The organism is Rhizobium brockwellii (genome assembly GCF_000769405.2).
Classification (GTDB): Bacteria; Pseudomonadota; Alphaproteobacteria; order Rhizobiales; family Rhizobiaceae; genus Rhizobium; species Rhizobium brockwellii.
On the sequence record NZ_CP053442.1, the window covers coordinates 106,981 to 129,730 of the forward strand.

Sequence of the window (22,750 nt, forward strand, 5' to 3'; positions counted from 1 at the left end):
GAGATACTATCTCTTGCGGAAAAGGAGATATCCAATGACCGAAGAACGTGCAGTCCTCGCCGGCGGTTGCTTCTGGGGCATGCAGGACCTGATCCGCCGATACAACGGCGTGATTTCGACCCGCGTCGGCTATACCGGCGGCGATGTGCCGAATGCTACCTACCGCAACCACGGAACCCATGCCGAGGCGATCGAGATCATCTTCGACCCCGCAAGGATCAGCTATCGGGAAATCCTCGAATTCTTCTTCCAGATCCACGACCCGAGCACGCGCAACCGCCAGGGCAACGACGTTGGCTTGAGCTACCGCTCGGCGATCTTCTACGTCACCCCTGAGCAGGAGCGCGTCGCCAGAGACACGATCGCCGATGTCGATGCATCGGGCCTGTGGCCCGGTAAGGTCGTCACCGAAGTCGTGCCGGTTAGCGATTTCTGGGAGGCAGAACCCGAGCACCAGGATTATCTGGAGCGGATTCCGAACGGCTATACCTGCCATTTCGTCCGGCCCGGCTGGAAACTGCCGGTCCGCCAGAAGATCGCCTGAAATTGATCAGAGCCCCATCGCCGCGCGGCTGGTTTCCAGAAGTGCGGCGACGAGATTTGCCCTCGGTGACGATCGCGTCACCACGATGCCGACGGTGCGCATAGCGGACGAGCGGGGCAGGGGCAGTTTGACGATATCTAGTCCCGCCGGCCAGGGCGGCGCCCAATCCGGCACGATCGAGATCCCGAGACCGCGGTCTACCATCACCGCGATCGCCTCCAGCGCGTCGAGTTCATAACGCTCGACCGGATGGATGCCGATCTCGCGCAGATATTCATCGGCGATGTGACCACCCCACTGGTTGCGGTCGTAGCGGATGAAGGGCAAGGTCTTCAACAGTTCGAGCGGATCGGCCCCTTCGCAGTCCCGCGGAGCGATCAGCACCAGCGGTTCCTGGCGCAGTTTGTTGAAAGTCAGCGTCTTCTGCATCGGAAATCGCGGCTCGATGATGAAGGCCGCATCCAGCGCGCCGTTTAAAACCTCGGCATAGAGATCCATCGACGCGCCCGGCTTGAGGAAGATCTCGATCAGCGGGTAATCCTGGGCGAGACGGTGGAGAATGTCGGGAACGAGGCCGGTCAGCGCCGTATTGATCGCACCGATCCGCATCTCGCCCGAAATCGTCGCCGTACCGGCCATCGCCTTCAGGTCGCGTGTGTCGCGCACCAGATCCCTGCAGCGGTCGAGAATGGCAAATCCCGCCTCCGTCGGCCGCATGACGCGGCCGGAGCGCACCAGCAGCCGCACCCCGAGCTCGGCCTCCAATGCGCGGATACGCTGGGCAACAGCCGCAGGCGTGAGGTTCAGCCGCTGGGCGGCCTCCGCCAGCGAGTGCCGCTCGGCAACGACAATGAAAGTTTCGAGAAAACGTGTGTCCATCGATAGTTTTTCTATCTCTTGAACGAAGCAGAAGCGATATTTTATTTACGATCCATTGCTCCGAAAGATGGCCCGACCATATGAGGAGATGAAATGGATTTCGGCCTGAAGGACAAGACGGCCCTGGTGCTTGGCGCCGGCGGCGGACTGGGCAGCGCGATTGCCGTCAAACTTGCGCGCGAAGGCGCCAGAATTGCCGCAGCGGATATAGATCTCGCCGCCGCTGAGAAGACCGCGGCTTCGGTTGAATCCGAAGGCGGTAAAGCGCTGGCGCTGCAATGGGACCTTTCCGATCTCAGATCGATCGATGCGCGTGTCGCTGCAATCGAGCGCCAGTTCGGACCGGTCGATATCCTTATCAACAATACCGGCGGCCCACCGCCGACCACCGTCTCCGGCCAGGATCCGACGCTCTGGAACCAGTATTTCCAAAGCATGGTCCTCTCCGTCATCGCCATTACCGATCGCGTGCTGCCTGAGATGCGGGCGCGCAAATGGGGGCGCATCGTCACCTCGACCTCGTCGGGCGTGGTCGCGCCGATCCCCCATCTCGGCATCTCCAACGCGTTGCGCCTGTCATTGGTCGGCTGGTCGAAAACGCTGGCGCGCGAGGTCGGACGCGACGGCATCACCGTCAACATCGTCCTGCCGGGCCGGATCGCCACCGGCCGCATCACCTTCCTCGACGAGCAGAAGGCCAAACGCGAAAGTCGCTCCATCGATGACGTCGTCGCAGAAAGCACCGGCAGCATTCCGCTCGGCCGCTATGGCCGGCCGGAAGAATATGGCAATGTCGTCACCTTCCTGGCGAGCGAACCTGCCTCCTATCTCACCGGATCGGTGATCCGCGTCGATGGCGGCATGATCCAGAGCATCTGACAGAAATCGAATTGGAACCGAATACCGATGTCCCTCAGCGCTGAAGCGATAGCAACCCTCAAGGCCGTCTCGACGGCGACCCTGACGACCGTTCTTCTGAAGAAGGGCCTGCGGAACGTCTGGATCCGCGGCGCCGTTCCCCTGAAGCCCGGCCAGCCGCGCATCGTCGGCCCGGCGTTCACCTTGCGCTTCGTGCCGACCCGCGAGGATCTGGCGACGCCGGCATCCTGGGCCTCGCCGATCTCGACGCGCGCCGCGATCGAGGCGATGCCGGAAGGCTGTGTCGCCGTCGTCGATGCGATGGGCGTCACCGATGCCGGCATCTTCGGCGATATCCTCTGTGCCCGCATGCAGAAGAGAGGCGTTGCCGCACTCGTCACCGACGGCGTCGTGCGCGACCTTGCCGGCGTGCTCGATGCCAACCTGCCGGTCTGGTGCCGCGGCGTCGCAGCACCCCCTTCGGTCGCCGGCCTCACCTTCGTCGCCTGGCAGCAGCCGATCGGCTGTGGCGGCGTTGCGGTCTTTCCTAACGACATCATCGTCGTCGACCAGGACGGCGCGGTGCTGATCCCAGCGGATCTGCTCGAGGCGGTGCTTGATGAAGCGCCGGAACAGGAGCGCATGGAAGCCTGGATCATGACCAGGATCGACGAAGGCGTACCGCTGCCCGGCCTCTACCCGATGAACGCCGAAACAAAGGCGCTCTACGAGGCCTCAAAGAAATAGGCTCCAGGCCAGGCGGATCGAGGAGGGCCGCGGCTTCGCGGCCCTTTTGCTTTCGCCCTATCTCAATAACGAGGCACGTAATCCAACCCGCTGTCGATCCGCGCCGGCCGCCCATCCAGCAAAAGCTCGCCGATGCGCGGCGCCGAGCGGGCGATGATCTTGCCGCGGCGGATCACTGCCAGGCGGTTGGGCTTCAGCCGCAGTGCTTCCAGCGTGTCGCTGGCCTGGAGGATGACGAGGTCGGCGTTGCATCCCTTTTCCAGGCCGTAGTCTGCAAGCCCCATCGTCTTCGCCGAATTGACGGTCAGCGCGTCGAAGATCTTCTTCTTGTCGTCGATGCCGGCCATCTGCGCGACATGGATTGCCATATGGCCAACCTCCAGCATGTCGCCCGACCCCATCGAATACCAGGGGTCCATGACGCAGTCGTGCCCGAAGGAGACATTGAGCCCGGCATCCATCAATTCCCGCACGCGGGTCATGCCGCGGCGTTTCGGATAGGTGTCGTGCCGGCCCTGCAGCATGATGTTGATCAGCGGATTGGGGATGACGTTGATCTCGGCCTCCGCCATCAGCGGAATGAGCTTGGAGACGTAGTAATTGTCCATCGAGTGCATCGAGGTCAGATGGGAGCCGGCGACGCGCCCCTGCAAGCCGAAGCGGATGGTTTCCGCAGCCAGCGTCTCGATATGGCGCGAGAGCGGATCGTCGGTTTCGTCGCAATGGATATCGACCGGCAGGCCGCGACCGGCGGCGATGCGGCAAAGCGCCTCGACCGACGCCGTACCTTCCCCCATCGTCCGTTCGAAATGGGGAATGCCGCCGACGATATCGACGCCCATGTCGAGGGCGCGGTTGAGCGCATCGATCGCGCCCGGCGATCGGTAATAACCATCCTGCGGGAAGGCGACCAGCTGTAGATCGATATAAGGCGCGACCTTCTCGCGCACCTCGATCATCGCCTCGACGGTCACAAGCCTCGGATCACTGGTATCGACATGGCTGCGGATGAAGAGCAGGCCCTGGGTGACCGCCAGGTCGCAATAACGCAGCGCACGATCGACCAGTTCCTCCTTCGTCACGATCGGGCGCAACTCTCCCCAGAGCGCGATGCCCTCGAGCAGGGTGCCGGATACGTTCATGCGCGGCAGGCCGAGCGACAGGGTGGCGTCCATATGGAAATGCGGATCGACGAAAGGCGGGCTGACCAGCCGGCCGGTCGCGTCGATTTCTTCCGCCGCCTGCGCCCGGAGATTGGGCTCGACGGCGATGATCTTGCCGCCCTGGATGCCGATATCGATACCCTTTCGGCCATCGGGGAGATTTGCATTTCTGACGATCAGATCGAACATCGGAGCCTCATTGGATGTGGGCGGTTTCAGCGTTCGCCGCGGCGATAGGGCTGCATCAACGCCTGCGGAACGCGGGCGCGGCGGGCCATGACGGCAAGGGCGGCAATGGAAAGGATATAGGGCGTCATCAGAAACAGCTGATAGGGCACGAGCCCGCTGAGTGCGGTTTGCAGGCGAAGCTGGAAGGCGTCGAAGAAGGCAAAGAGCAGCGCGCCGAACAGCGCGCGCCCCGGCCGCCAGGAGGCGAAGACGACGAGCGCTATGCAGATCCAGCCGCGTCCCTGCACCATTGTGGGGAAAAAGCTGTTGAACGCCGACAATGTCAGGAAAGCGCCGCCCATTCCCATCAGCGCGCTTCCGGCAATCACCGCGCCGTAGCGCACCTTCATCGGATTGACGCCCTGGGCTTCGGCCGCATGCGGGTTCTCGCCGGTCATGCGGATTGCAAGGCCGACGGGCGTGCGGAAGATGATGTAGGCCATCAGCAGGGCGATAGTGATTGCCAGATAGGTCGGCGCCGTCTGGGTGAAGAAGGCCGGCCCGATGAAGGGCAATGTCGAGAGACCGGGAATGGCGATCGGCTGGAACGGCACGATGGTGGGTGGGGTATTGGCAAGCGGCACGATCAGCCGGAAGACATAATAGCTGAAGCTGGAGGCAAACAGCGTGACGCCGAGACCGGAGACATGCTGGGAGAGGCCAAGCGTCACCGTCAGGCCTGCATGCAACAGGCCGAAGACGCCGCCGGCCACCGCTGCAATCAGCAGGCCGGTCCAGAGATCGGCGCCGTGATAGACCGAAAGCCAGCCGATCATTGCGGCGAAGGTCATGATGCCTTCGATGCCGAGATTGAGCACGCCCGCCCGTTCGCAGAGCAGGGCGCCGAGCGTGCCGAAAATCAGCGGCGTGGCGATCCGCAGGATTGCCGCCCAGAGCCCGGCGGAAGCGATGATGTCGAAGAGCTGCATCATCGCCGGATCCTGTATTGCGTGAAGAACAAGGCGATCAGCATCGTCAGCAGCGACAGGGCCACCGTGACATCGGCGATATAGGTCGGGATGCCGAGACCGCGGCTCATGCCGTCCGCCCCCACGAACATGGTGGCGGTGAAAATGGCGGCGAAGACGACACCGAGTGGATTGAGGTTGGCGAGCATGGCGACAACAATACCGGCATAACCGAAGCCCGGCGACAGATCGGTCGTCACATAACCCTTGACGCCCATGACCTCGATCGCTCCCGCCAACCCCGCAAGCCCACCGGAGAGACAGGCGACCTTCACCAACGTTTTGCCGAGCGGGACGCCGGCAAAGACGGCCCCGCCGGGATTGAGACCTGCGGCGCGCGACTGCATGCCGAACACGGTGCGCGACTGGACGAAATGGACGATGATGGCCAGCCCGATCGCGATCGCAAAGCCGATATGCAGGCGCGAGCGGGCGACCAGCTTCGGCAGCATGGCGTGATCGCTGACGGATTGCGACTGCGGCCAGCCGAAGGCCAGCGGATCCTTGAGGATGCCGTCGATCAGCATCGAGACGAAGAGCACGGCGATGAAATTCAGGAGCAGGCTGGTGACGACCTCATCGACCGAGAAGCGCAGCCTGAGCCAGAGCGGGATCAGGATCAGCACCATGCCGGCAATGGCGCCGACGAGCAGCAGCAGCGGGATGAGAATGGGAGCGGGAAGATTGCCGAGCAGTTTCGAGCTTGCCGCCGCAACGGCGATGGCGCCGAGATAGAACTGGCCCTCAGCGCCGATATTCCAGAGCCGCGCCCGGAAGGCGACGGCGGCAGCAAGCCCCGTCAGCATCAGCGGCGTTGCCCGCGTCAGCGTTTCGGTCGCCGACAGCCGCGAGCCGAAGGCACTGGTCAGGATGCGCCAATAGGCATCGAACACCGGCGCGCCGGCGATCGATATCAAGATGCCCGAAAGCGCCAGCGCTGCGATCACCGCGATCACAGGCGTGACGATCAGCAGGTAAAGCGGGCGGTGCTCGCGGCGCTCAAATCGCATGGCCGGCCTCTGGGTTTTCCTGCCATTCGCCGGCCATCATCAGCCCCAGCCTGCGGGCGTCGGCGCTTTCGGCCTCGACGGGCGGAGACAGGCGCCCGCCGACGATTGCCTGTATGCGATCGGCAAGCGCGATCACCTCGTCGAGGTCTTCCGAGATCAGCAGCACGGCGGTACCCTGCCGGCGGGCTTCGAGCAGGCGTGCGTGGACGGCGGCCACGGCCCCTTCATCGAGGCCACGCGCGGGCTGCGCCGCGATCAGGATGCGCGGCCGCCGATGCAGATTGCGGCCGAGAATGAGCTTCTGCATATTGCCGCCGGAGAGCAGCCGGGCGCGAATGGCCGGGCCGCCGCCTCGAACATCGAACCCGTCGATAATCTCCCTGGCAAACGCCATACCCGCTTTGCGGTTGACGAAACCACGGCGAGAAAACGCCGGCGATGCGATGCGCTCCAGCACGGCGTTTTCCCAGATCGCCATTTCGCCGATCACGCCCTCCTCGTTGCGGTCTTCGGGAATGCGGCCGATGCCCGCGTCGACGGCATCGCTAACACCAAGATTGCCGATGGCTTCGCCAAACAGCAGCAGGTCGCCGGCGCTGCGCGCCAGCATACCGGAGAGAAGATGCGCCAATGTCGCCTGGCCATTGCCTGAAACGCCGATGATGCCGAGGATCTCGCCCTGGTGCAGCTGGAAGCTGATCGACTTCAGCCGATCAATGCCGCCGGTGCGGACCGTCACATCGGCAGCTTCGAGGGCAACGGCGCCGGGTGTCGACGGCTCGCGCACGGGCCGCGTCACGCGGCGCCCGACCATCAGTTCGGCGAGCTCCGCCTTGCTGGTTTCCGACGCCTTGCGTTCAGCGACCATCTTGCCGCCGCGCAGGACCACGATGCGGTCGGCAGCCGCCATGACCTCGTCGAGCTTGTGCGAGATGAAGATCAGCGACAGGCCCTGGCGCGCCATTTCCCTCAGCGTCGTGAACAGCCGTTCGGCCTCGATATTGGTCAGCACCGCCGTCGGCTCGTCGAGGATCAGGATGCGGGCGTCGTTGTAGAGCGCCTTGAGGATCTCGACTCTCTGCTGCTCGCCGACCGACAGGTCGCCAAGGCGGGCATCCGGATCAACCTTCAGGCCGAAGCGCTCGGAAATTGCCAAGAGCTTCTTCCGCGCCGCGGACGTTCTTGAGCGCCAGGACCACAGCATTTCCGTGCCGGTCATGACATTTTCGAGAACGGTCAGATTGGGTGCGAGCGAAAAATGCTGATGCACCATGCCGACGCCGGCGCGGATCGCCGCACGCGGCTTGCCCTGCGGCACCTCCGTGCCCTCGATCAGAATGCGGCCGGCATCCGGCATGTAATGGCCGAAAAGGATGCTCATCAGCGTGGTCTTGCCCGCGCCGTTCTCGCCAAGCAGGGCGACCACCTCTCCCCTGGCGAGCGTCATGGAAATATCGTCATTGGCGAGATTGTCGCCGAAACGCTTGCTGACGCCGATAATTTCCAGAACAGGCCCGGTCATGACGGTAGTCCTGCAACGGGAAAACGATGCTGCCATCGCCCCTCGGCCTCCAGGCGCCCGGCAAGCGACAGCAGGCGCGGCTCGTGACCCATCGGCGCCATGATCTGCACCGGCAGCGGCATGGCATGCTCATCCTGTCCGAAAGGCAGTGTCAAAGCAGGAAAGCCCGAAATATTGGCGAGGCAGGCAAGCGGCGCAAATGCCGTCATCCGCTCGAGATGCAGATCCGTGTCGGCATGATCGGACGGAAAGGAGCCGATCGCAAGGGGCGCGGAACACAGCATCGGCATCAGGATGCAATCGACCCTGTCGAAGAGTGTCCAGAGCTTACCGCTCACCAGGACGGCCTCGCTCAGCGTGTTCCAAAGCATGGTGGCCGACAGCGCTCGTCCGCGCGCCGCGAAAGCCTGCGTCAGAGGCTCGGCCCTGCTTTCGTCAAGCGCCGCCGCCTTTATGAGTGCTGCAAGGTTGACGGAGACGATATCCGCGAAGGCGCGGCCGCTGGCGGTGACACTCCATTCGAACTCGGTCCAACTCAGCGGAACGATCTCGTGCCCGTCGCTCTCGAGAGCTCGAGCCGCATCCCCGATGGCTGCGAGCCGAGCGCCCTCAGTCGGATAGACTGAGCCGGTATCGACAAGCAGCCCGATCCGCAAACGCCCGTTGTCAATATCGACAGGGGAGGGATCCGCAAAGGGACCTCGTGAATTGCCGCTCAGCTCGTCGAAAATCAGCGCCGTATCCCGCACCGAACGGCAGACTGCGAGTTCACTCGCAATGCCAGCAAGGTGGTTGCCGAAAGATGGCCCACCCGGGATGGCGCTGCGCGTCGGCTTCATCCCGACAAGGCCGCAGCAGGCGGCGGGCACGCGGATCGAGCCGCCGGCATCGGTGGCATGCGCGATCGCGACGATCCCGGCGGCAACCGCTGCCGCCGCACCACCGGATGAGCCGCCCGCGGTTCGTGCCGGATCGAGTGGGTTGCGACAGACAGGTCCGATCGCCGGTTCGCTGGCGAGCGATAGGCCGAATTCCGGGCTGGTCGTCAGGCCGAACAGGCAGAAGCCGGCGTCGCGGAAACGGACAGCTAGATCGGAATCCGCTTCGCCGACCGTTCTTTCGAAAAGACCGGATCCGGCCGTGACCGGTAGCCCGGCAAAGGGGCCGCCAAGATCCTTTGCCAAGGTCGGCACGCCGGCAAAGGGCCTGGCGGCAAAGCGATCGGGCGCGCTCCGCCGCTCACCGTCCCGGTCGTCGGCCGAGGCAAGGCCCATGGCGGCATCGAGATAGGCGATGGCGCCGAGCGGCTCCTGCCGCGCAGCTGCCTCAAGGGAAGCCTGCATCGCCTCTGCAGCGCTCACCTTGCCATGGCTGATCGCTGCCGCCAGATCCGTCGCATCGCCACGCATCAGCCGAATTACTTCGGCTCGTCCATCATCTTCGGAACTTCGAAGCTGCCGGCCTTGATCTCCGCCCGCTTGGCTTCCATGGCAGCCTCAGCCTCGGCGGGTGCGACGCCCTTGACGAAGACGATATCGCTGCCGCCTTCCTTCATCAGGCCGTAGGACGTGTAGTTCCTGCCGACCGGCTTTCCGGCAGCGACATCGGCGATCGCAGCGTCCAGGATCGGGCGGAAGTACCACATTGCGTTGGCAAAAACCGTATCCGGATAACGCGGCGTGTAGTCGATCAGCGAGCCGACGGACTTGATGCCGCGCTCCTTGGCGGCATCGGCCGTGCCGATGCGCTCGCCGAACAGGATGTCGGCGCCGGCGTCGATCTGGGCAAGACCGGCTTCACGGGCCTTCGGCGGATCGAAGAAGGTGCCGATGAAGGAGACGAGGTGCTTTGCGTCCGGATTGACCGCCTTGACGCCGGCCGCGAACGCATTGATCAGCATGTTGACCTCGGGGATCGGAATGGCACCGACCGAACCAACGACATTCGACTTGGTCATCTTGCCCGCCAGCATGCCGGCAAGATAGGCGCCGTCATGGTTCCAGGTGCCGAAGACGCCGAAATTGTCGCCGGCCTGCTCGCCGCTCGAACCCAGCACGAAAGCGGTATCGGGATAATCGGCCGCGACCTGTCGGGCCTCTTTCTCCACCGCATAGGCCTCGCCAATGATCAGCTTGTTGCCCTGTTCGGCATATTCGCGCATGGCGCGCGGATAATCGGTGCCGGAGACTCCTTCGGAGAAGACATATTCGATCACGCCTTCCTTGGCCGCGTCCTGCAGGGCCTTGTGCAGACAGGAGTTCCAGGCATTTTCCACCGGCGACGCATGAATGCCGGCAACCTTCAGCGGCGCAGCCGCCCTTGCCAGCGGGGCAAAGCCGCTGACCCCAAGCGCAATGCCGGACGCGATCACTGCCCGGCGTGAAATCAGGATATCTTTGGTCATTGATTGTTCCCCTTTTTTACCATTTGGTTCAAAAATCATAGTAGCGCCCAAAAATGTGTCAAGCAGCAAACAGGCTTAAAAATCAGGCTGTTCGACCCGTGCTCGCCGCCGGCTCGTCGAAGCGCGGAGGCGATGGGCTGGATTTACAAGGTGTTATGTCTTGGCGTGACGACGTCGGCAGGATATGCAAGTATCATTGGGGTTGGGGGACATGAAATGGGGGAAGAAGAGGGCGCCTCGCGGCGACCGATCGCGAGCCGGTCGTCGTCCTGGGCCATCGGCCTCAGCGCGTGGCTGGCGCGGAGTGGCGCGACGCCGAACGGCATTTCGCTTTTATCGGTCGTATTCGCAGGTATAGGCGCAGCGCTCATCGTTTTCACAACACATCCGATTGCCATGGTTTGTGCCGCGATCTCGGTGCAACTGCGGCTCGTCTGCAATCTGCTGGACGGAATGGTCGCGATCGAAGGCGGCAAGAAAACCAAGAGCGGGCCGCTCTACAATGAATTTCCCGACCGGGTTGCCGACAGCCTGTTTCTCATCGCGGCTGGCTATGCCTGCGGCTTTGGCTGGCTCGGCTGGCTGGCTGCGCTGCTCGCCGCACTCACCGCCTATATCAGGGTCTTCGGAGGATCGGTCGGCCTTCCCCAGGACTTCAGCGGCGTCATGGCCAAGCAGCGCCGCATGGCGGTGCTGACGGCGGGCCTCCTCGCCCAGAGCGTCGAGACGCTGATATCCGGCAGCCACTGGTCGCTGATCCTGGCATCTGCGGTCATCGCGGCCGGCAGCCTTGTTACATGCATCACACGCACGATAACGCTTGCCCGTTCCCTGGAGAGACTATGATCGCCCTCATTCGTCGCCTTCTCGTGCTGTTCGTCCGTATCCTGGTCGGCGCCCGAAGCGAGTGGCGGGGCTGCACGCCCGATTCCAGCCGCCGCATCTATTTCGCCAATCACAACAGCCATGTCGATACCGTCGCCGTCATGGCCGCCCTGCCGTGGCCGGTGCGCCGGCTGACCCACCCGATTGCGGCGCGCGACTATTGGGGAACGAGCGCTTTTCGCCGCTTTATCGCGGAGAAATGCCTGCGCGCCGTTCTGATAGACCGCAAGCCTGCGCCGGACAGCAATCCGCTGGAGCCTCTCGAGCGCCTGCTCGAGGAAGGTCGTTCGATCCTGATTTTTCCTGAGGGGACGAGAAGCGCCACCGATGAGATCGCCCCGTTTCGCAGCGGCATCTATCGCCTCGCCTGCCGTTTTCCGGACGTCGATCTGGTGCCAATCCATCTCGACAACCTTCAGCGCATCCTGCCGAAGGGAAGCATGCTGATCGTCCCGATCACCTGCACGGCGCGCTTCGGCAAGCCGCTCCGCGTCGAACCAGGCGAGGAAAAGGCCGAATTCCTGACCCGCGCCCGCGCAGCGGTGATTGAGCTCGCAGATGGGGGGCATGCCGCATGACCAGCCTTTTCTCCATCGTGCTGGCCGCGATCCTCGGCCTGCTTGCCGTCGCCTCGGCCATCGGTTTCATCCTGCAGCGACGCGCGACAGAACCCGGCTCCGTCGCCACCGTTCAGAACCTCAACGCCCGTATCCGCTCCTGGTGGATCATGGTTGCCGTCTTCGGCGGCGCGATCCTGCTCGGCGAAACGTCGACGGTCATCCTGTTCGCATTTCTATCGTTTATGGCGCTTCGCGAATTCTGGACGCTGACGCCATCGCGACGCGGCGATCATCTGGCGCTTTTCTTGTCGTTCTTCGTGGTGCTGCCGATCCATTACGTGCTGCTCGGAACCGAGTGGTACGGCCTCTTTTCCATCTTCATCCCGGTCTATGCCTTCCTGATCCTGCCGGCAGTGGCGACCCTAACGGGCGACGTCAACGAATTCCTGGCCCGCAGCGCCAGGGTGCAATGGGGATTGATGCTGACGGTCTATTCGATCAGCCATGCCCCGGCACTCCTCATGCTGGAGACCGGCACGCCGCCGGCACTTCTTCTCGTTTATCTGGTCGTGGTCGTGCAGCTCAGCGACGTTTTCCAGTATGTCTGGGGCAAGCTCCTCGGGAAGCACCGCTTCTCGCCGAATATCAGTCCGTCGAAGACGATCGAAGGGCTGGTCGGAGGCGGCGCCTCCGCCATCCTCGCGGGAACACTGCTTTATCGCTTGACGCCGTTCTCACCGCTGCAGGCCGCTGCCATCAGCACGGTCATCGTCGTCGCCGGCTTCTTCGGCGGCTTCGTGCTCTCGGCCATCAAGCGCGATCTCAATGCCAAGGACTGGGGCTATGTGATCGAGGGCCATGGCGGTGTGCTCGACCGCCTCGACTCCATCACCTTCGCCGCGCCGCTGTTCTTCCACATCGTCCGCTATTGGTTCACCACGTAGAAGCTGGTTCTGGCTAAAGCCGGTCGATCTCCTCGAGGCTCTCGAACAGCCGGTGCTGAACATCCCGCTCCTGCTTGCTGATGGCGGTCATCAGCTTGCCCATCGTTCCCCGAAGGCCGTGCAGCTCGTCGACCAGCTCCATGACGACATCGACGCCGGCTTCGTTGACGCCCATGTTTGCCATGAGATCGAGGATCAGCCGGGCGCGTGCGACGTCGGCGTCGCGAAATTGCCGTTGGCCACCTGACGTCTCCGGGATCAGCCAACCCTGTTCGATCCAGAGGTCGAGCTGGACGATGTCGATTTTCAAGTAAAGACGGAATTCGAGATCATCCATGATCAAGCCTCCATGTTCTTTCTCGGATCGTGGGAGTTTGCCGTCGCCCATTCCTTCATGAAGGCCGTCAGCCGTTCATCCGGGGCGTCGGGCAGCACAATCTTCAGCGAAATGTAGACGTCGCCATGTTCGCCGCCGCGTTTTACAACACCCTTGCCCTTGAGACGCAGGACCTTGCCGCTGTTCGAATGAGGTGGCAGCGTCAAATTAACTGGTCCGGACGGCGTCGGCACACGAACCTTGCCGCCGAGCACGGCCTCGCTGAGGGAGATCGGCAGTTCCAGGCGGATATCGTCACCGTCTCGCAAGAAGAAACTGTGCGGGCGCACACGGATTTCGATCAGGGCATCGCCCGCCGGCCCGCCGCCGATGCCCGGCTCGCCCTTGCCGCGCAGCCGCAAGGTCTGGCCGTCGCGCGTCCCCGGCGGGATCTGTACGTCGAGCGCCGGGCCACTCGGCAGCTTGATCTCCGTCCTGGTGCCGTTGACGGCCTCAAGAAAGTCAACCTCCATGGAAAATTGCCGGTCACGACCACGACCACGGGTCTGGCCGCCGCCGGCACGGCGCGAAAAGAAATTGGCAAAGACATCGTCGGCATCGCCGAAGTCGGCAAAGCCGGCACTGTTGTGATAGGGATCGCCAGGGCCGTTCTTCGAGGCATAGTCGCGGTAATAGTTGCGCTGCGCCCGCTCGGCGCCGGTTATATCGATCTCGCCGCGGTCGAAGCGGCCGCGTTTTTCCTCGTCGCTCAAGATCTCGTTGGCAGCCGAAATCTCCTTGAACTGCTCCTCGGCGCGTTTGTCGCCGGGGTTAAGGTCGGGGTGGAGCTTCTTGGCGAGCTTGCGGAACGCGCTTTGAATATCCTTTTGCGTCGCATCCCGCTTTACGCCCAGAAGCTCATATGGATCCTGGCTCATACATATCTCCGGTCGGGCAGCGAATACTGCTGGTTGGTTTGGGGATGATATAGGTTGCCGGGCCGCCGTCGGGGAGGGGAGGCCGCCCGGATTGCTCTTCAGGAGGCCTTGTGGAGGTTAGAGCGGTGCCACATCTTCCGCTTGAGATGCTGAGCCTTCAAGCGCTGGCGCTGGCCGCCGATCGACAAGAACCGAGCATCCGGCGTGGCGCACGACCTTTTCGACGATCGAGGAGAAGACGTAGTCGGTGATATCGGGCACATGCGATGAAAGCAGAATGAGATCGGCCGACTTCTCCCTTGCTGAAGACACCAGCAGGGAGGCCGCAACACCGATGCGAACCTCGATGACCGCCGGTATTTCCAGCTCCTTGCAGAGCGATGACAGTTTCTTTTCGGCGTCGACGATGGCGTTCGTTTCGAATTCTTCGGGGAGGTCCATCAGGTGACGGTGCGGGATATTCTCGATGACGTGCATGACGATGACGCTTCCACCTTCATCCAACAGCGCTGCAGCCCGGCGAAGGATGCGGATTGCCGTCTGTCTGGAACCCATGCCGATACCGCAGATGATCGTTCGATACATTGAAATCCATATCCTCGAATGCGAATGATAGCACCGATCATACCGGTGTCGACTGTCCCGACATTGACGAATATCAAGCAGTAGTGCCGCAACGGCAGCGCGCATGAAATGGCCAACTGCTTCGGAACGGACCTCCGGCTGAATCGTCGCAGTTGACGGCATGGCCCTCGGCAACATTTCTCACCTGACGTCGTCACTGATTGAGGTTCATATGCCGAATTTTGCGATTATCGGATCGGGCGCGATGGGAAGTGCCGTCGCCAAACGGCTGATCGACCACGGCGCTACGGTGCTGACTTACCTCGAGGGCAGGAGCGAGCGGACGATTGCGCGGGCAAAGGCAGCCGGCATGGTGCCGGTCGGCCGCCAGGAGCTGACGAAGGCCGAGCTGATCCTGTCGATCGTTCCGCCGGCTGAGGCGATCAAGGTCGCAGACCTCATCGCGGACATATCGTCGGGGATGCCGGTCCCGCCACCCTTCGTCGACCTCAACGCCATCGCGCCGAAAACGATGCAGGCGTTGGCGGCACGCTTCGAAGGCAGCGGCGTCGAGGCGCTTGACGGTGCGATCATCGGCGGGCCGCCGGTCCCCGGCAAGCCAGGTCCGACCATCTATATCAGCGGCGACACCGCGGAGCGAAGCCGGCTGATCGAGGATTGCGGCCTGCGGATCCGCAGGCTCGACGGACCGCTCGGCGCCGCCTCGGCACTGAAGATGTGTTATGCCGGCATCAACAAGGGATTTGTCGGCCTTGGCACCGCCATGCTGCTTGCCGCATCGCGTTCGGGTGCCGCCGAAAGCCTGAAAGCCGAACTCTCCGAAAGCCTTCCCGACATCGATCGCAAGCTGTCGGGATCCATACCCGACATGTATCCGAAAGCCTATCGGTGGGTTGCCGAAATGCAGGAGATCGCCGATTTCCTCGGCGAGGATGATCCGGCAGCGACCATCTTCCGCGGCATGGCGGACGTCTTCTCCAGGATGGCGACCGACGTGGAGGGCAGCCGTGTGCTCGTCGGGCAGTTGGACGAAATCCTCGGCAGCACCGACATTGGTAGCTGACCGCAATACTCAAGCAATCCCCGCAACAGCCTACCAGGTGCTTGGCTACTTCCATTCTTTGATGAAGGATGCGCACGATGATGATCTGGCCCGCGTCCTTAATTTTGAAGTACAGAAAATGAGAGCCAACGGAGATCTTTCTGTACACGTTCCAAGAGCCGCCTGGTCTCCGTGTTGCCTAACAAGATCATCGAAAAAGCTTACAAACACCATCGCCCCTATAAATCCGAAGACGATACCAGGGCCTTTGCGTGTTGCGTAAACCAGGCATTCTGCAACACGCAAGAAGGCCTTGTACTATAGGGCTTCTCGCCAGTTTTGACCCATTTATTTCAAACTCGGCAATTCTGAAAAAACGCCCGTCTGCGAACGGGCTCGACATCCCAGATCGCCAGGCCCTTTACTTCGCCGATTTGTCCGCGATGATACCCAATTTATGAATTTCCGGTGTTTTGGCGAACATGTCGCCTGCCTTGATATTTTCCATCAACGCGGCGGCGACCTTTCCGTTGAGATGCGCGTCGCGTCCAGCCTCGTCATCAAACGTATCGAATATCGCGAAAGAGGAAGGCCCCTCTTGAATCGCATACCACGAGATCGTGCCGGGCTCGGCATTCACCAAAGGAACTGCCGACCGCAGGAAGTCCGCGACCTCCTTCTCCTTGCCGGGCTTGGCTTCAAGCGGAACGTATAGGGCGAACCTTGTCATTCTACTCTCCTGTTCTGATCATCGCGAGTGTCTCTCGGCCACCAATTGGCTTCGTGTCATAAACCCTCAACCGTATAATTTCTGGCATCGAGATCCAATCCTTGCGGAACTCTCTTTACTTTCCCATTGCGGTAATTTGAGGAATAAGGCACGCGGCGGCATTGGCTGAACGTCGCAGCGTCCGCAGTTGCTGAGAGAGCTGACACTGCACCCGCCGTGCATTTCTCAAGACTTTTGCAACAGTCTTACAGGTGTTGTTTTTCCTGCCTGATTTTATGTCTTCACCGTAAATTTATATGTGGCCGGCGCTTTGACGATTGCGTGAAACCGCGCCGACACCTGTGACAAAACCTCATCGCCTCTGCTATGTCAGGAAAAATGCGGCAGCCCAACTGGCGTCGCGCTCTGTCCGATCAATGCCAGGAGTTTGAAAGATGAGCGGTTCTCCCGATTATACACCCCCGAAGGTCTGGACCTGGAACAAGGTGAATGGCGGCCAGTTCGCCAGCATCAATCGCCCGATCGCGGGACCGACGCATGACAAGGAGCTTCCGATCGGCCGCCATCCGCTGCAACTCTATTCGCTCGGAACGCCGAACGGCCAGAAGGTCACCATCATGCTCGAGGAGCTGCTGGCCCTTGGCCATGAAGGTGCGGAGTATGACGCCTGGCTGATCAAGATCGGCGATGGCGACCAGTTCGGAAGCGGCTTCGTCGCGGTCAATCCCAATTCCAAGATACCGGCGCTGATGGACCGCAGTGGGCCAAAGCCGATCCGTGTCTTCGAGTCCGGTGCGATCCTCACCTATCTCGCCGAGAAGTTCGGCGCCTTCCTGCCGACCGAACCGAGCGCGCGCGCCGAATGCCTGTCATGGCTGTTCTGGCAGATGGGAAGCGCGCCCTATCTCGGCGGCGGCTTCGGCCATTTCTACGCCTATGCGCCGACGAAGATCGAATATGCGATCGACCGCTTCGCCATGGAAGTGAAGCGTCAGCTCGACGTGCTCGATCGTCGCCTCGCCGAAAGCGAGTATCTGGCAGGCAGCCAATATACGATCGCCGATATTGCCGTCTGGCCCTGGTATGGCGGGTTGGTGAAGGGCTGGACCTATGGTGCAGCCGAGTTTCTGCAGGTCGAGGACTATAAGAACGTGCTGCGCTGGGCCGACACCATCCACAGCAGGCCGGCCGTGCAACGCGGCCGGATGGTCAACCGCCTCTCCGGTGATCCCTCGAGCCAGTTGCACGAGCGCCACGACGCCAGCGACTTCGACACCAGGACGCAGGACAAGCTCGCGGCCGCCGAGTAAGCGAGCGGCCTCAGCCACTTGTCGCCGCAACAAATGATGCTCCGCCGCCTTTACGGCGGCGGAGCATTTGCATGCTGCCCGAACTCAGTTCTTGACCGTGTCTTCCAGGAAGAACCGGCCGAGCGGGTTCTGGTAGAAGTTCTCGATATTCTTGCGAGAGACGTTGATATAGGGGCTGTAATAGAGGTCGATCCAGTTGACGTCGTCCTTGGCCATCTTCTGCAGATCGACATACATCTGTTCGCGCTTCTTCGGGTCGAGCTCGAGACGCGCCTTGGCAACCAGTTCCTTCACCGCCTCGTTCTTGTAGTTGGTCGAATAGTTGTTGTTGGAATCGTGGCCGAGGACGAAGGTGGTCTTCTGGTCCGGATCGAGAATGTCATTGGTCCAGTAGTTGACCGAGACGTCGTAGTCGCCGGCAACGATCATGTCCCATTCCTGGCTCGGGTCGACCTTCTGCAAATTGGCGGTGATGCCGGCCTTCTGCAGTTGCTGCTGGACCAGAACGGCCGTCTGTTCGTCGACTTCGTCGCCGGCGCGGACCAGATAATTCAGCGTCAGGTCCGAGACGCCGGCGGCGGCCAGCAACTCCTTTGCCTTTTCGGGATCATAAGGCCGCTGCAGGTTGTCGGCATAATAATAGAGCGCGCCCTTCGGAATATAGGAGTTGGCGACGGTGCCCTGGCCGAAGGTGACGGTATCGACGATTGCCTTCTTGTCGATCGCGAGATCCAGCGCCTGGCGGACTTCCTTTTTGCCGAGCGCGCCATGCGCATGATTGATCAGAAGATGATCCTCGCGAGTCGAAGCGTCGATATCGACGTTGAGGTTCGGGTCCTTCTTCAACTCCTCGACGCGAGAAAAGGGAACGAAGATCGCCGTATCCAGCTCGCCGGCCTGAACGTTCAGCATGCGGGTATTGTCGTCAGGCACCGAGATCCACTCGACACCGTCGAGCTTCACCCGGTCCGCCTGCCAGAAATTCGGGTTCTTCTTCAGGATGACGCGGTCGCCGCGCCGCCATTCCTCGACGGTGAACGCGCCGGATGCGATCGGCTTTTCGCCATAGACGTCGGGACCGAGCGATTCCATGCCCTTCTTGGAGATGACCGAGGCATTGGGCAGCGCCAGCGTCGAAAGGAACGGCGCGGACTGGTTCTTGAGCTTGATCGTCAGCGTGTGCGCGTCGGTCGCCACGGCCGTGTCGATCACCTTATAGGAATCGCTCCAGAGCGATGCAGCGTCATCGCGGATGCGCAGCAGGCTGTAGGCCGCATCTTCCGCCGTCAGCGGCGAACCGTCGGAGAATTTCGCGTCGCGGATCTTGAACGTGTAGGTCAGCCCGTCATCCGAGGTGGTCCAGCTTTCGGCAAGGCCCGGCTCCAGTTTCGTGCCTGTCTTGTCGACGCGGATCAGCACGTCGTAGACGTTGGAGAACACCCAGTTGTCGATGTTCTGCGCGGTCTTGATGGGATCGAACGTCGTCGAATCCTCGCGGCGGCCGATGGTGAGTACACCGGCGGCCTCGGCATAGCTTGCACTGAGCGTCAGACCGGCGAGCAAGGCTGCAAGCCCGATTGATTTCCACCTGTTTGTCATGAGTTCGTTCCCTTCGTTGTTATGGCATGCGTTTGATTGATTGAATCGGCATCGAATGCGGATCGTCCTTGCCGCCGACACCTTGAAGCAGCGGCTTGTCAGGATCGATGTCAGGAATGGCAGCGATCAGCGCCGCCGTGTAGGGATGTTTCGGCCGCGCGAAGACCTCTTCGGAGCGGCCTTCCTCAACGATCTCGCCGCGATACATCACGACGACCCGTTCACAGAGATTGCGGACGATTGCGAGATCATGGGCGATGAAGATCAGCGTCAGGTTCATCTTCGCCGTGAGATCGCGGAAGAGTTCGATGATCTGTGCCTGGATGGTGACGTCGAGGGCGGCCACGCATTCGTCGGCGATGATCAGCTTCGGATCGACGGCCAGCGCCCGGGCGATGCCGGCGCGCTGGCACTGGCCGCCGCTCATGCTGCGCGGTTTGCGGCCGGCGAATTCGCGTTCGAGGCCGACGAGATCGAGCAGTTCGCCGATTCGAACAGGGATATCGGCCTTGGCGACCTTGCCCTGCACCTTCAGCACCTCGGCCAGCATCTGCCCGATCGTCAGCCGCGGATTGAGCGCATTATAGGGGTCCTGGAACACCATCGCCGTCTCGCGCCTGAGCTTTGCCAGGCCAGCGCTTTTCTGTAGCGCCAGATCGACGCCGTCGAAGGTGACGTGACCCGAAGAAAGCGGGGTGAGGCCGAGCACGGCGCGGGCAAGCGTGCTCTTGCCGCTGCCGGATTCGCCGACGATGCCGACCGTCTCGCCCGGCATGATCTGCAGGCTGACGCCGGCAACGGCGCTGACCGTCTTAGCACCGCCCCTGAGCAGGGCGCCGCCGGCTCTGAAACGCACGTGGAGGTCATCGATTTCGAGTAACGGTCTCGCCGGCTGGCTGGCCTCGGCAAGCTCCGGCAATGGCGCTGATATCTCGCCCGGCAGGGAAGGGTGGCTGTTGATCAGGTTGATCGTATAGGGATGCTGCGGCCGCGCCAGAATCGTCCGCTTCGGCCCCTCTTCAAGCAGTTTGCCGCCGCGCAGCACGGCAATGCGGTCGCAAGTCTGGGCGACGATGCCGAGATCGTGGGTGATCAGAATGATCGACAGGCCGCGCCGATCGCGAATGTCAATCAACAGCCGCAGGATCTGCGCCTGGATGGTCACGTCGAGTGCCGTCGTCGGCTCGTCGGCGATCAGGATTTTCGGATTGCAGGACAGCGCCACGCCGATCATCGCGCGCTGCCGCATGCCGCCGGAAAATTCGTGCGGATAGCTGTCGTACTGGCGCTTCGGATCGGGGAAGCCGACCTGCGCCAGGATTTCCGTCGCTGCGGCGCGGGCCTCGCGGGCGCCGAGGCTCTGGTGATAGCGGATGCCCTCGGCGATCTGATCGCCGATCCGCATCACCGGGTCGAGATGGCTGGTCGGGTTCTGGAAGATCATGCCGATCTCGCCGCCGCGCACTTTCAGCATCTCGCCATCATCGATCCGCATGAGGTCGCGCCCCTCGAGCAGCACGCTACCGCTTTCGATCTTCAGCAGCGAGGAGGGCAGCAGACGCACCAGGGAACGGCAGAACAGGCTCTTGCCCGAGCCGCTCTCGCCGACAAGACCGAGGATCTCGCCCTTGCCGAGGTCGAGCGAGACCGCATCGAGCAGCGTGCGCGGGCCGGAATCGACATGCGCCCTGACGGTGAGATCACGGACGGACAGCACGGATCCGCTCATTCGTGCACCCCCAGCAGTTCGCCGAGCGCGTCGCCCAGCATGCTGAAGCCGAAGGCGAGGCAGACGATGGAGAGACCGGGAAACAGCGTGATCCACCATGCGGTGGTGATGAAGCTCTGTCCTTCCGCGACCATCACACCCCATTCGGCGATCGGCGGCTGGACGCCGAGGCCGAGATAACTGACGGCAGCGCCGCTGAGAAGCACCAGCGTCGCATCGGACATCGAAAAGACGATCGAGCCGGCGATCGCGTTCGGCAGCAGATGGCGGAACATGATGCGCGGGCGGCTGAAGCCGAGACTGACGGCGGCAACGGCATAGTCGCTGCCTTTCAGCACCAGCATCTGCGCCCGGATCAGCCGCGCATAGGAGACCCAGCCGACCAGCGCCATGGCGATGTAGAAACTGCCGAGGCCGGGGCCGAGGATCGCGATGATCGACAGCATCAGCACCAGGAAGGGGAAGGCGAGGATGATATCGACGAGGCGCATGAACAGCGCATCGACGATCCCGCCGAAAAAGCCGGCGATCGTGCCGACCGTCGTGCCGATCACGAAGGGGAAGATGACGCCGATCAGCGCCATCTGCAGGTCGAGGCGGGCGCCCCAGATGACGCGGGAGAGGATGTCTCGGCCGAAATTGTCGGTGCCGAAGGGATGCAACAATGACGGCGCCTGCAGGCGCACCTCGGCATTCTGCATGATCGGGTCGTAGGGCGCGACGAGGGGCGCGCCGACCGCCACCAGCACGAAGAACAGCAGCAGGCCGGCACTGAGCACAAGCATCGGCCGCCGGCCGAAGAACCGGCGCCAGCCGGGGGATGCGGGGGCGATCGCCTCGATGCTCATAGCTTCACCCTCGGATCGACGGCGACAGTGACAATGTCGGCGATGAAGTTGATGAGCACGGTGGCGCAGGCAAAGACCATGGCGACGCCCTGCACCACCATGTAGTCGCGTGAGAAGATCGCCCTGACCAGCAGCTGTCCCATGCCGGGCAGCGCAAAGACGCTCTCGACTACCACAGTGCCGCCGATCAGCCAGCCGATATTGACGGCAAGCAGATTGATCGTCGGCACCAGCGAATTCGGCAGGACGTGTCGCCAGAAGACGATGCCTTCGGGCATGCCGCGAGCGCGCGCCGCGGTCGCGACATCCGACTTCAGTTGCTCGATCATCGCCGCCCGCAGGCTGCGCGTCAGCACGGTCGAGAGCGACAGCGCGACCGTCAGGCTCGGCAGCACCAGATGCGACAGCTTTTCGCGGATCGTTGCACCATAGCCCGAAACCGGCAGCACACCGAGTTCGACACTGAAGAGGATGATCAGCATCAACCCCAGCCAGAAGGGCGGAAAGCCGATGCCGAAGGTCGAGACGATGCGCACCGCATGATCCGGCGCCCGGCCGGCATTGCGTGCGGCAATCGCCGCCATCGGCACTGCGATCAGGACCGACAGCACGACGCTGGAGACGACGAGCGCAAGCGTCGGCTCGATGCGGGTGACGATCAGCTTCAGCACGTCGATCTTGTAGAGGATCGACTTGCCCATTTCGCCATTGGCAAGGTTCTTGAGGAAATAGACATATTGCAGCCACATCGGCTGATCGAGCCCGTACTGGGCGCGGATGCTGGCAAGTGCTGCCGGCGTCGCGCGCGTGCCGAGGATGTTGCGTGCCGGATCGCCGGGGATAAGCCGGACCAGAATGAACGTGATGACGCTGATGCCGAAGATGACAGGCAGGAACTGCAGCGGACGCGTCAGAACGAATTTATAGCGATGCATGACGGC

Annotated in this window: 23 protein-coding genes and 1 pseudogene; 8 read left to right on the forward strand and 16 right to left on the reverse strand. The window is 62.3% G+C overall.

The window, feature by feature from the left end; translation table 11 throughout:
* Positions 1 to 34: 34 nt before the first annotated feature.
* Positions 35 to 544, forward strand: coding sequence for a peptide-methionine (S)-S-oxide reductase MsrA (gene msrA / locus RLCC275e_RS30860; protein ID WP_033184016.1), 510 nt, complete (start codon positions 35 to 37; stop codon positions 542 to 544).
* A gap of 6 nt (positions 545 to 550) precedes the next feature.
* On the opposite strand, the gene RLCC275e_RS30865 is transcribed toward msrA, so the two are convergent.
* Entirely contained in the window at positions 551 to 1,423 is an 873-nt protein-coding gene (locus RLCC275e_RS30865; protein WP_033184015.1) for a LysR family transcriptional regulator, read from the reverse strand.
* A 93-nt stretch (positions 1,424 to 1,516) separates the two neighbouring features.
* Between RLCC275e_RS30865 and RLCC275e_RS30870 the strand changes: the two genes are divergently transcribed.
* Positions 1,517 to 2,302 (forward strand): SDR family oxidoreductase, encoded by a 786-nt coding sequence (locus tag RLCC275e_RS30870; RefSeq protein ID WP_033184014.1) that lies wholly within the window; start codon positions 1,517 to 1,519, stop codon positions 2,300 to 2,302.
* Positions 2,303 to 2,329: 27 nt separating this feature from the next.
* The gene (locus RLCC275e_RS30875; RefSeq protein WP_033184013.1) at positions 2,330 to 3,028 is read left to right on the forward strand and encodes a ribonuclease activity regulator RraA; all 699 of its coding nucleotides are present in this window, start codon (positions 2,330 to 2,332) and stop codon (positions 3,026 to 3,028) included.
* 62 nt (positions 3,029 to 3,090) lie between these two features.
* Here RLCC275e_RS30875 and RLCC275e_RS30880 read toward each other — a convergent pair whose 3' ends face one another.
* From RLCC275e_RS30880 to RLCC275e_RS30905, 6 genes are read right to left on the reverse strand one after another with little or no spacing between them, the layout of a single operon-like run.
* Positions 3,091 to 4,380, reverse strand: coding sequence for an amidohydrolase family protein (locus tag RLCC275e_RS30880; protein ID WP_033184012.1), 1,290 nt, complete (start codon positions 4,378 to 4,380; stop codon positions 3,091 to 3,093).
* A gap of 26 nt (positions 4,381 to 4,406) precedes the next feature.
* Positions 4,407 to 5,351 carry an ABC transporter permease gene (locus tag RLCC275e_RS30885; protein WP_033184011.1) on the reverse strand — a complete coding sequence of 315 codons (945 nt, stop codon included), beginning with the start codon at positions 5,349 to 5,351 and terminating at the stop codon, positions 4,407 to 4,409.
* Positions 5,348 to 6,397 carry an ABC transporter permease gene (locus RLCC275e_RS30890; RefSeq protein ID WP_033184010.1) on the reverse strand — a complete coding sequence of 350 codons (1,050 nt, stop codon included), beginning with the start codon at positions 6,395 to 6,397 and terminating at the stop codon, positions 5,348 to 5,350. Before RLCC275e_RS30890 ends, RLCC275e_RS30885 begins: the two co-directional genes overlap by 4 nt.
* Positions 6,387 to 7,919 (reverse strand): ABC transporter ATP-binding protein, encoded by a 1,533-nt coding sequence (locus tag RLCC275e_RS30895; RefSeq protein WP_033184009.1) that lies wholly within the window; start codon positions 7,917 to 7,919, stop codon positions 6,387 to 6,389. The genes RLCC275e_RS30890 and RLCC275e_RS30895 overlap by 11 nt, the downstream gene beginning before the upstream one ends.
* The gene (locus RLCC275e_RS30900; protein ID WP_033184008.1) at positions 7,916 to 9,328 is read right to left on the reverse strand and encodes an amidase; all 1,413 of its coding nucleotides are present in this window, start codon (positions 9,326 to 9,328) and stop codon (positions 7,916 to 7,918) included. The genes RLCC275e_RS30895 and RLCC275e_RS30900 overlap by 4 nt, the downstream gene beginning before the upstream one ends.
* Before the next feature lie 8 nt (positions 9,329 to 9,336).
* Positions 9,337 to 10,323 (reverse strand): BMP family protein, encoded by a 987-nt coding sequence (locus RLCC275e_RS30905; RefSeq protein ID WP_033184007.1) that lies wholly within the window; start codon positions 10,321 to 10,323, stop codon positions 9,337 to 9,339.
* 216 nt (positions 10,324 to 10,539) lie between these two features.
* Between RLCC275e_RS30905 and RLCC275e_RS30910 the strand changes: the two genes are divergently transcribed.
* The 3 genes from RLCC275e_RS30910 to RLCC275e_RS30920 are packed head-to-tail and all read left to right on the forward strand — an operon-like array spanning position 10,540 to position 12,712.
* Entirely contained in the window at positions 10,540 to 11,169 is a 630-nt protein-coding gene (locus RLCC275e_RS30910) for a CDP-alcohol phosphatidyltransferase family protein (RefSeq protein WP_033184006.1), read from the forward strand.
* Positions 11,166 to 11,786: a lysophospholipid acyltransferase family protein gene (locus RLCC275e_RS30915; RefSeq protein ID WP_033184005.1), complete on the forward strand. Its 621-nt coding sequence runs from the start codon at positions 11,166 to 11,168 to the stop codon at positions 11,784 to 11,786. Before RLCC275e_RS30910 ends, RLCC275e_RS30915 begins: the two co-directional genes overlap by 4 nt.
* Positions 11,783 to 12,712 carry a phosphatidate cytidylyltransferase gene (locus RLCC275e_RS30920; protein ID WP_033184004.1) on the forward strand — a complete coding sequence of 310 codons (930 nt, stop codon included), beginning with the start codon at positions 11,783 to 11,785 and terminating at the stop codon, positions 12,710 to 12,712. Before RLCC275e_RS30915 ends, RLCC275e_RS30920 begins: the two co-directional genes overlap by 4 nt.
* Positions 12,713 to 12,725: 13 nt before the next feature.
* Here the strand turns inward: RLCC275e_RS30920 and RLCC275e_RS30925 are convergent, their stop codons facing one another.
* The 3 genes from RLCC275e_RS30925 to RLCC275e_RS30935 form a co-directional block, all read right to left on the reverse strand.
* Positions 12,726 to 13,049: a chaperone modulator CbpM gene (locus tag RLCC275e_RS30925; protein WP_130685641.1), complete on the reverse strand. Its 324-nt coding sequence runs from the start codon at positions 13,047 to 13,049 to the stop codon at positions 12,726 to 12,728.
* A 2-nt stretch (positions 13,050 to 13,051) separates the two neighbouring features.
* Positions 13,052 to 13,966 carry a DnaJ C-terminal domain-containing protein gene (locus RLCC275e_RS30930; protein ID WP_033184003.1) on the reverse strand — a complete coding sequence of 305 codons (915 nt, stop codon included), beginning with the start codon at positions 13,964 to 13,966 and terminating at the stop codon, positions 13,052 to 13,054.
* A gap of 117 nt (positions 13,967 to 14,083) precedes the next feature.
* A complete protein-coding gene (locus RLCC275e_RS30935; RefSeq protein ID WP_033184002.1) occupies positions 14,084 to 14,551 on the reverse strand; it encodes a universal stress protein in 468 nt (155 codons plus the stop codon).
* Between the two features lie 160 nt (positions 14,552 to 14,711).
* On the opposite strand from RLCC275e_RS30935, the gene RLCC275e_RS30940 reads away from it, so the two are divergent.
* The gene (locus RLCC275e_RS30940) at positions 14,712 to 15,614 is read left to right on the forward strand and encodes an NAD(P)-dependent oxidoreductase (RefSeq protein WP_033184001.1); all 903 of its coding nucleotides are present in this window, start codon (positions 14,712 to 14,714) and stop codon (positions 15,612 to 15,614) included.
* A gap of 61 nt (positions 15,615 to 15,675) precedes the next feature.
* Here RLCC275e_RS30940 and RLCC275e_RS34830 read toward each other — a convergent pair.
* Positions 15,676 to 15,762, reverse strand: a pseudogene (locus RLCC275e_RS34830) (type II toxin-antitoxin system RelE/ParE family toxin); the annotation flags it as partial.
* A 252-nt stretch (positions 15,763 to 16,014) separates the two neighbouring features.
* Positions 16,015 to 16,323, reverse strand: a complete 309-nt coding sequence (locus RLCC275e_RS30950; RefSeq protein ID WP_033184000.1) for a putative quinol monooxygenase — start codon at positions 16,321 to 16,323, stop codon at positions 16,015 to 16,017.
* Positions 16,324 to 16,757: 434 nt separating this feature from the next.
* Here RLCC275e_RS30950 and yghU point away from each other — a divergent pair, with 434 nt between their 5' ends.
* Positions 16,758 to 17,633 carry a glutathione-dependent disulfide-bond oxidoreductase gene (gene yghU / locus RLCC275e_RS30955; RefSeq protein WP_033183999.1) on the forward strand — a complete coding sequence of 292 codons (876 nt, stop codon included), beginning with the start codon at positions 16,758 to 16,760 and terminating at the stop codon, positions 17,631 to 17,633.
* Between the two features lie 84 nt (positions 17,634 to 17,717).
* Here the strand turns inward: yghU and RLCC275e_RS30960 are convergent, their stop codons facing one another.
* The 4 genes from RLCC275e_RS30960 to RLCC275e_RS30975 are packed head-to-tail and all read right to left on the reverse strand — an operon-like array spanning position 17,718 to position 22,744.
* On the reverse strand, positions 17,718 to 19,232 hold the full coding sequence (locus RLCC275e_RS30960) for an ABC transporter substrate-binding protein (protein WP_033183998.1): 1,515 nt from the start codon (positions 19,230 to 19,232) through the stop codon (positions 17,718 to 17,720).
* A gap of 19 nt (positions 19,233 to 19,251) precedes the next feature.
* Entirely contained in the window at positions 19,252 to 20,961 is a 1,710-nt protein-coding gene (locus tag RLCC275e_RS30965) for a dipeptide ABC transporter ATP-binding protein (RefSeq protein WP_171891375.1), read from the reverse strand.
* Entirely contained in the window at positions 20,958 to 21,809 is an 852-nt protein-coding gene (locus RLCC275e_RS30970) for an ABC transporter permease (protein ID WP_033183997.1), read from the reverse strand. The genes RLCC275e_RS30965 and RLCC275e_RS30970 overlap by 4 nt, the downstream gene beginning before the upstream one ends.
* On the reverse strand, positions 21,806 to 22,744 hold the full coding sequence (locus RLCC275e_RS30975) for an ABC transporter permease (RefSeq protein ID WP_033183996.1): 939 nt from the start codon (positions 22,742 to 22,744) through the stop codon (positions 21,806 to 21,808). The genes RLCC275e_RS30970 and RLCC275e_RS30975 overlap by 4 nt, the downstream gene beginning before the upstream one ends.
* Between the last annotated feature and the right edge of the window lie 6 nt (positions 22,745 to 22,750).